Source organism: bacterium, from assembly GCA_035281585.1.
Classification (GTDB): domain Bacteria; phylum UBA10199; class UBA10199; order DSSB01; family DSSB01; genus DATEDP01.
The window spans coordinates 1-6,679 of record DATEDP010000102.1; the positions used below are offsets into that span (position 1 = coordinate 1).

A 6,679-nucleotide genomic window follows, 5' to 3' on the forward strand; every position below is an offset into this window, starting at 1 on the left:
TGGCATTGGTCAGGTTCGTGTCGTCGCCGGACGAGACGTTGAAGGTGGCGAGGCCGCCGCCGTTGGCGGCGGAGTTATCCGCAATCGTCACGTTGGTCAGAAAAATTCCCTGGTGGATCAGCCGGCTTCGGACCTCACTCCATAGCTCACCAATACGGCTTGGACCCGCGAATGGACGCCCAATTTGGAAAGAATCCGGCCGACGTGGGTTCGGACCGTCGCGAGGGAGACGAAAAGCCGGCGGCCGATCTTCTGGTCGGAGCAGCCCTGGGCCAAGAGATCCAAGACCTGGGTCTCGGTGGCGGTCAGGCGGTAGCGGGCCGCAACCTCAGCCAATTGCGGGGAGATATCGGGGATTTCCAGCTCGGCCAGAACGAAGGCCTCGCCGGAGCGGGTGCGGGCCAGGCGGAGCTCGGCGCGAATCGATTCGGCCTTGGCGCCGGGAAAGGTGACCAAGGGAAGCGGCACCCCCGAAGTCGCTTCTTTTCCGGCTAAAGCGCCCAGTCGGTTGGCGGCTTGGGCCAAGGCTTGGGGAACTTGCCGCCGAGCGCCGAGACGAAGCCCGATCAGCTTTTCGGCTCGGTCCGAAGCCCACAGCAGCGAACCGTGGACGTCGAAGGCGATCTTGGGCCGTGGATCCAAATCCACCATGCCCTCCATGGCCGCGTGGCCTGCCAGCAATTTTTCGACTCGGGCGCTGCGGCGCACCAAGGCCTCCAGCGGCGGAAGGAGGCGGGCCATCAGGATCCAGTCTTGCTCGTCGAAGCCGGCGCACTTCCGGCTCCTGGCCAGCAGAAGCCCGACCATCCCCCGATTGAAGGGAATCGCCTCGGTGAGTTTCACCAGGGCGTAATCGTCGATTCCGTGATGCTTCGCATGATCCAGATAAAGCGGCAGTTTGAGAGAGACGTGCCATTCCGGATTCCGCGCCGCCTGCAGAATTTTCCGGTTCAAGCGTTGGATGGCATCTCGCATCGGATCGGAAACGAAATAGCGTTCGAGATAAATGCGATGCACCTCGGATGCCCCGCCGACTCCGATCGGATCTCCACGGTCGTTGCACTGATAAAGAATCGAGAGACTCGTATCGAACAATTTATCGAAAAGAGGAAGGATTCCAGCCAGATCGTTCAAAGTCGAAGCTTCGTAGGCGTTCCGGGAGATATCAACGGCCAGCTTCTCTCGATAGGCGGCGGAAAGCATGTCGTCATTTTAGATGATTCGAAATTTGAAGCAACCGCAAATAAAAATCAGAGTAACCGCCGACGAAACGCCAAACCGAAAAATCTACAATAAGCCCGCTTGACCAAAAATTTTGCCATCAAAAAGGGAGGCATTTATGAAAACAAGAGTCTATTGGGCAATCTTGATCGCGTTGACCCTCGGCGCTTGGCCGACGGGACCGGCTGAAGCTTCAGGCAGCAATGGATTTCCTCTCCAGAAACATTCGGCCTTGGCGACTTGCCGGGCTTTCCTGGTTCCGGTGAACGTTGAGCCGGTCGGCAATACCGAGATCTACGGCGAGCTTTGCGTGCCTCGGGGCGGCTCGCCGGAAACGGTTCAATTTCTCGTCCACGGAACCAGCTACAATCACCATTACTGGGACTGGCCTTACAAGCCGGAGAAATATTCCCACGTCCGCGAAGCTTTGAAGCGAGGCTACGCCACCTTCAACGTCGACCGCCTCGGCACCGGCTTAAGCGGCAAGCCCAACAGCGAGCTGATCTTTGCCGACACCGTGATCGAAGCCTTCCATCAAGTGATCACCAAATTACGGAGCGGCGAGCTCGGCGGAAGGGCTTTCTCTAAGGTGGTCTATTTCGGCAGCTCACTTTCCACCGCCTTGGGCTGGCTCTTGGGCTCCCAACATCCCGAGGACGTCGACGCCTTCGTCTTGACCGGACTCATCCACCTGACCCGGCCGGGATTCTTGGAAATGGTCGCCAAATGGCACATCGACCCGGCCTGCGAGGCCTTTCCGTGGAAGTACATGGGTATCGACTGCGGCTATATCGTGACCCATCCTTGGACCAAGGACGACTTCTATCACTATGAGCCGAACGTCGAGCCGATCAATGTCGCGCTCGACGAGCTGCTGAAGGACATCGCTTCTTCGACCTTGACCTTCGACACCGCCCAATACGTCGGGGTCTTCGCACCGCCGCCGGTGCCGGAGGGCGCTCCCTCCCGCGACATTCACGTGCCGGTGCTCGCGGTGTTCCCGGAATTCGACGAGACCGGCTGCGGGCCCGACGCCCTTACCTGCACCGAAGAGAACGTCTATAACTTCGAGGCCCCGTTCTACGACCCCGACGCCGAGCTCGAAGTCTACGTTCCGCTGGCCACCGGCCACGCGATGACCATTCATGACAATGCGCTGGAAACCACCGGCGTCATTCACGATTGGATGGAGGAAAAGTTGAACTGAGGCCTTGTCGCGTGAGGGCGGAGGGTCTCGATGGGATCGAAGTCGAGACCTTCCGCCTATCCGCGAGGCTTTCTCAACATTCCATGAAGCCGGGTTTTAACGCGATCCCAGAGGCCTGGGGGAGCTTCCACCGAGGGAAGAGGAATGGGCTCAGGCGGGGAAACGAATCCATTCTTAAGAAAATCCACCAAAAGGGCCAAGTCACTAAATTGCTCAATATAACCATCGCGAGTAAGATCGATTCGATACCAATTGTAGGTTTTGAGCTGCCGATGAGACTTCAGCAGCCAAAGAAGTGTCTGGACGTAGCCATTTTGTCGAGTGAATTTCCAAGTTGTTTGAAAATTCACTCGGTTTTGAATTGGCAGCTCGCTTTGCTCTAGGATTTGCCGAACCTTGTGGCTTCTTGAAGGATCGGCGAGCGCCTTTTCGATCTGCTCTCGATGCCATTTGACCCCCTCTCCTTCAAAGCCACGCCAGCCCAACTGGTTTCTAATCCAAGCTTCCCAGGCTGCTTCGGCGTCAAGAATATCCTGCTTCGGCGAAAAATACCGTGTATTTCCCCAAAAGAAATCTAGACTCTCGCGTTTCCGCTTATTCGGAACGGCGCCCTTTAAAAATCCCCGGGCCAGCGGCGAGCGACATGGAGGACGGCCAGAAGCTGTATTTGATCGCCCTTGAGTCGATAGGGAATGACGAACGGCGTCCCGGCGACCACCAACTCACGCGTTCCTTTGACGCGGCCGAGCCTGCCCAGTTGGGGATAAGAAGGTAACGACCCGACAGCGCCGGCGATTTTTTCAACCACATCCTCGGCAGCCGCGGGATTGCCGGCCGCGATATAGTCCCAAGCTTGCTCGAGGTCTTGCAAGGCGAGACGGGTCCAAAGGATCTTCAACGAGAGCGTCTCCTCAAAACTTTGGCTACCGCCTTGTCCGAAGCGAATTCGCCGGCGTTGGCCTGACGGACACCTTCTTTAATATGCCTCAATTGCCAGTCGTAAAGCTCCAGGTAGGCGGAAACCGCCTCGTTCAACACATAACTGCGGTCGCGTTCGAGAGCCTCCGCGATAGCATCGAGAGAAGCAAGCTTGCTCGCATCCGTGCGAAAGCTGACGTTGGACTGCTTCATAAAAGAATCTCCTGTCATTCAAAAACATACCTTGTATGACAGGAGCATACAAGAGCTTCTTATAGCCGCATCATGATTTAGCGTTTTTCCATGGAAAAAGAAAATATGAGTTTTTACTATAGCATTTAAGGCAATTCGACTTCTTGAAATCCATGTCCTCTTGTAAGCAGGCTTGCCATTCCGGGAAGATGTCCTCTTCCCACAATCGCCAACATCGAATCATGCGATATTTCCTGCTGATAGGTTTTGGAGATGTTAGAGACCATCGTTTCGTTTCGGGCCAAAACTAAGCCCTCCAAAGGATCTAAAATAGCGCGCAAAGGGGAGGTGGGATCGAGAAATCCGGTGAGATTCCTCGCCAATTTAAGATGGCACAGAGCCGCGGAGGCAATTAGAAGTCCCGCCTTGGGCAATAGGCCAACAAGAGAGCCGATTAACCCTAAAGGCGCTAAAAACATCATAGCGGGGGCATACACCGAAGCCATATTCTCGAGAAGGTCGGGGCGATGGCCCTCTTCCAACCAGACAGTGGTAACGTCCGTGTCCAATGGCGTATCGCTAAGGTCGCCCCCCACAATTTTTAATATTTCCGATCCATTTAATTTTATTTTCCGGCCCGCTCCATTGTGTTCAACCCAGGCTTCATAGGCTTCCAGCTCTGATTTGGACATTTCATCGAGCCGTTCCAGTCGAATAACTTCAGCGAGTACACGGCGTAGCTGTGGAAGGTGATCCCTGCCTACACTATCGATCCCGGCATCGCCGATACTGCTGCCAAATTCGTCGCCACTCCGATGCCAAATGCCCATAGCCATGCGGATTGTCAGGTCCATGGCCCGGCCGCCCCAGGTTTTGCCGAGATCGGCTCCTTCGAGCCCTCGGAGCTGGAATTGATCGATGAGCGCTTGGCCCAGCTCGCTCGCCTCTTGCTTTTTAGCATGAGACTCGCCCATCAAAACCAAGAGCCATGGCTTGCCGTTTCTTTGCTTCACCAAAAGACGAATATCATATTCCTGCGAAGTCGCCGCTTGGCGAATGACTTCAAGCGTCTCTGACGTAATCGGCAGACGGTGTGGGCTCGCGGGCTCTTGATCGAGGCCCTTTTGCTCTTGATCGATGTCTTGCCCATGTCTTTTACGAAACCGGCTGAAGACCGCGCCGAGGGCCGCTGCTCCGAGCGTGAAGCCCAGCGCGGAAATCCCACCCTGATTCACCACGGTCGCCGCGCCGTCGACGGCCGCGTGGGCCTCGCCGCTGCCGAGCAAGGTCGCCAAGCCGGCGCCGGCGGCCAAAAATAACCCCATGGCTCCACCGAGCTTACCAACTTTTTGGCGAGAACCAGCCTTTTCGGTTTCAGCTTCAGCCAAATTTTCAATTTCGGCTTCGCTCTCCGATTCGGTCGACTCAATCTTAGAAGGCGGGGTGGATTTGGTAATGTCGATTCTGACTCTTGCGGTTTTCGAGAGAAGAGGTTCAACCCGCTTTAAAAGCTCTGGATCTTTTGCTCCGCCCTTCCATGTGCTGCCTTTGAAGAAGATTCTTTTAACGCCAAGGTTTAAGTTTAATAGAGTCAAGACGGTGAAAACCATCCACAGGGGAAAACTATAATTGAATACAAACTCTGAGGTTTTCTCCAACCCAATCGGATCGACAAGAGCATTACTGAGAAATTCCCGTATTAACAAGTTGTAGCAACTCATGGATGCGCTGAAAAGACTGCTCAAGGCAGTAATCGAATGTGCATTTAAAGTTCGAACTAAATCCCAAAGATAATTGGCGAGCCAAGGGCGCCGCACTTCCAGCCCGGCCTCACTTAAATTGAGGATGGTTCCCTTGGGAATAATTTCGCCATTTTTTTTCATCTTCAAACGTTGGACGAAGCTCAATCCGGACCTTTCACCGAGGCTTTCGGCCAACTTGACGGTCTTAATTCCCCCGTTTCGATGCAAAGCAATCGGAAAGCCTTTGGCGCAAGGAAGACTCCCGATCCTCCGGTCTTCTTGAAGAACCAAGGTCTGCAAGTAGCCGGCTTCATCGAGATAAATTCGGTCGCCTTGTCCCAGCTCCATTCCTTGAACTGAAACGGCTTGACCCAAGGTGATCGAGAAAAGCTTCCCCGAGTTGGAAAAGGAAAGCAGGGTTCCCGCTGGGAAGTAATCCTCTCCGATTTGCTGTTCGCTCTTGAGCTGAACCGTTTTTGGAGTCCCACTGTCGTGGGTACCTAGGATCTCGATACCACTGGGATCCAAGGTACTGGTTTCTCGATAGGCTCCCTGCCCCTTGCTCAGTTTCAAACCATATGGGGCTGGTGTGGAATCTGGCGAGGAAACCTCTCTCCCGGCGCCCATGTCGGCTCCACCCAAGCCACCCATACCCATCAGCATCCACATCGGCGCGAAGAGCGGATTCAGTAAGGGATTTCTTCCGGATTCGGGCTGCCGGACCGCGTCGGTTTCTTTCAGAGTCTTGGTCTCGACTTGGCCTTGGAAGTTTTTCGCTAGCGCGCCGATTTGGAGTCCCCCGCCGGCAAGACAGAGCTTGAAGAGCTCTTTGATCTCGCTGAAGCTCAAAGCGTTGGCCTTGCCGTCGAGGGTTTTGCGGAGCTGCTGGTCGACGGCCTCTTCGATGGTTTCGAGACCAGTGTCAGCGGCCAGGTGCAGCAAGCCGCGAGGACCTTGGCCGATGTAACGCGAGACCAGATTCTTCAGCGTATTGCCTTCCAAGGCCTGGCCGACGCTGCCGGCCGCCGGCATCACCAAAGCCATCGAGGCGCCGGTCGAGACGGCGTCCTTCACCCAAGTTCCTAGCGAATCTCGTTCGGTTCTTACTTCTCCAGTCGATGCCGCAATCGTGTTCTCAGCCGTTGCGATATAGGCGCCCCAGAAGAAGCCTCTTAACATCTTGTCGGCTAAGAAGACGGCCTCGGCGCCTTCGACCGCCAAGCTCGCTCCTCGAGTGGCCTGGGCCGTGCCGAGGATAATCGCCACCGTCTGGACTAGGCCGATCACCTGCTCGGTTCCGTCCATCTCGGCGGCTTGGAAGGCCTCGTAGAGGATGCCGTCGGGCTTGATCAGCTCGTTTAAGCGCTCAAGCTGGGCTTCGACCTCTTCCTTGGTTTCG

Annotated in this window: 6 protein-coding genes; 1 reads left to right on the plus strand and 5 read right to left on the minus strand. The window is 55.5% G+C overall.

Translation table 11 applies throughout. The features are described from left to right. Positions 1–117: 117 nt before the first annotated feature. Positions 118–1,203: a LuxR C-terminal-related transcriptional regulator gene (locus VJR29_08185; GenBank protein ID HKY63381.1), complete on the minus strand. Its 1,086-nt coding sequence runs from the start codon at positions 1,201–1,203 to the stop codon at positions 118–120. Positions 1,204–1,339: 136 nt separating this feature from the next. On the opposite strand from VJR29_08185, the gene VJR29_08190 reads away from it, so the two are divergent. Next, positions 1,340–2,428, plus strand: a complete 1,089-nt coding sequence (locus VJR29_08190; GenBank protein ID HKY63382.1) for an alpha/beta hydrolase — start codon at positions 1,340–1,342, stop codon at positions 2,426–2,428. Positions 2,429–2,484: 56 nt separating this feature from the next. Here the strand turns inward: VJR29_08190 and VJR29_08195 are convergent, their stop codons facing one another. The 4 genes from VJR29_08195 to VJR29_08210 all read right to left on the minus strand — a co-directional run. Next, on the minus strand, positions 2,485–2,913 hold the full coding sequence (locus VJR29_08195) for a hypothetical protein (protein HKY63383.1): 429 nt from the start codon (positions 2,911–2,913) through the stop codon (positions 2,485–2,487). Positions 2,914–3,041: 128 nt separating this feature from the next. After that, a complete protein-coding gene (locus VJR29_08200; protein HKY63384.1) occupies positions 3,042–3,326 on the minus strand; it encodes a type II toxin-antitoxin system RelE/ParE family toxin in 285 nt (94 codons plus the stop codon). Next, complete coding sequence (locus VJR29_08205; protein HKY63385.1) at positions 3,323–3,559, minus strand: ribbon-helix-helix protein, CopG family; 237 nt, start codon at positions 3,557–3,559, stop codon at positions 3,323–3,325. Before VJR29_08205 ends, VJR29_08200 begins: the two co-directional genes overlap by 4 nt. Positions 3,560–3,684: 125 nt before the next feature. After that, positions 3,685–6,679 (minus strand): hypothetical protein (locus tag VJR29_08210; protein ID HKY63386.1); only part of this gene is annotated, 2,995 nt, incomplete at its 5' end.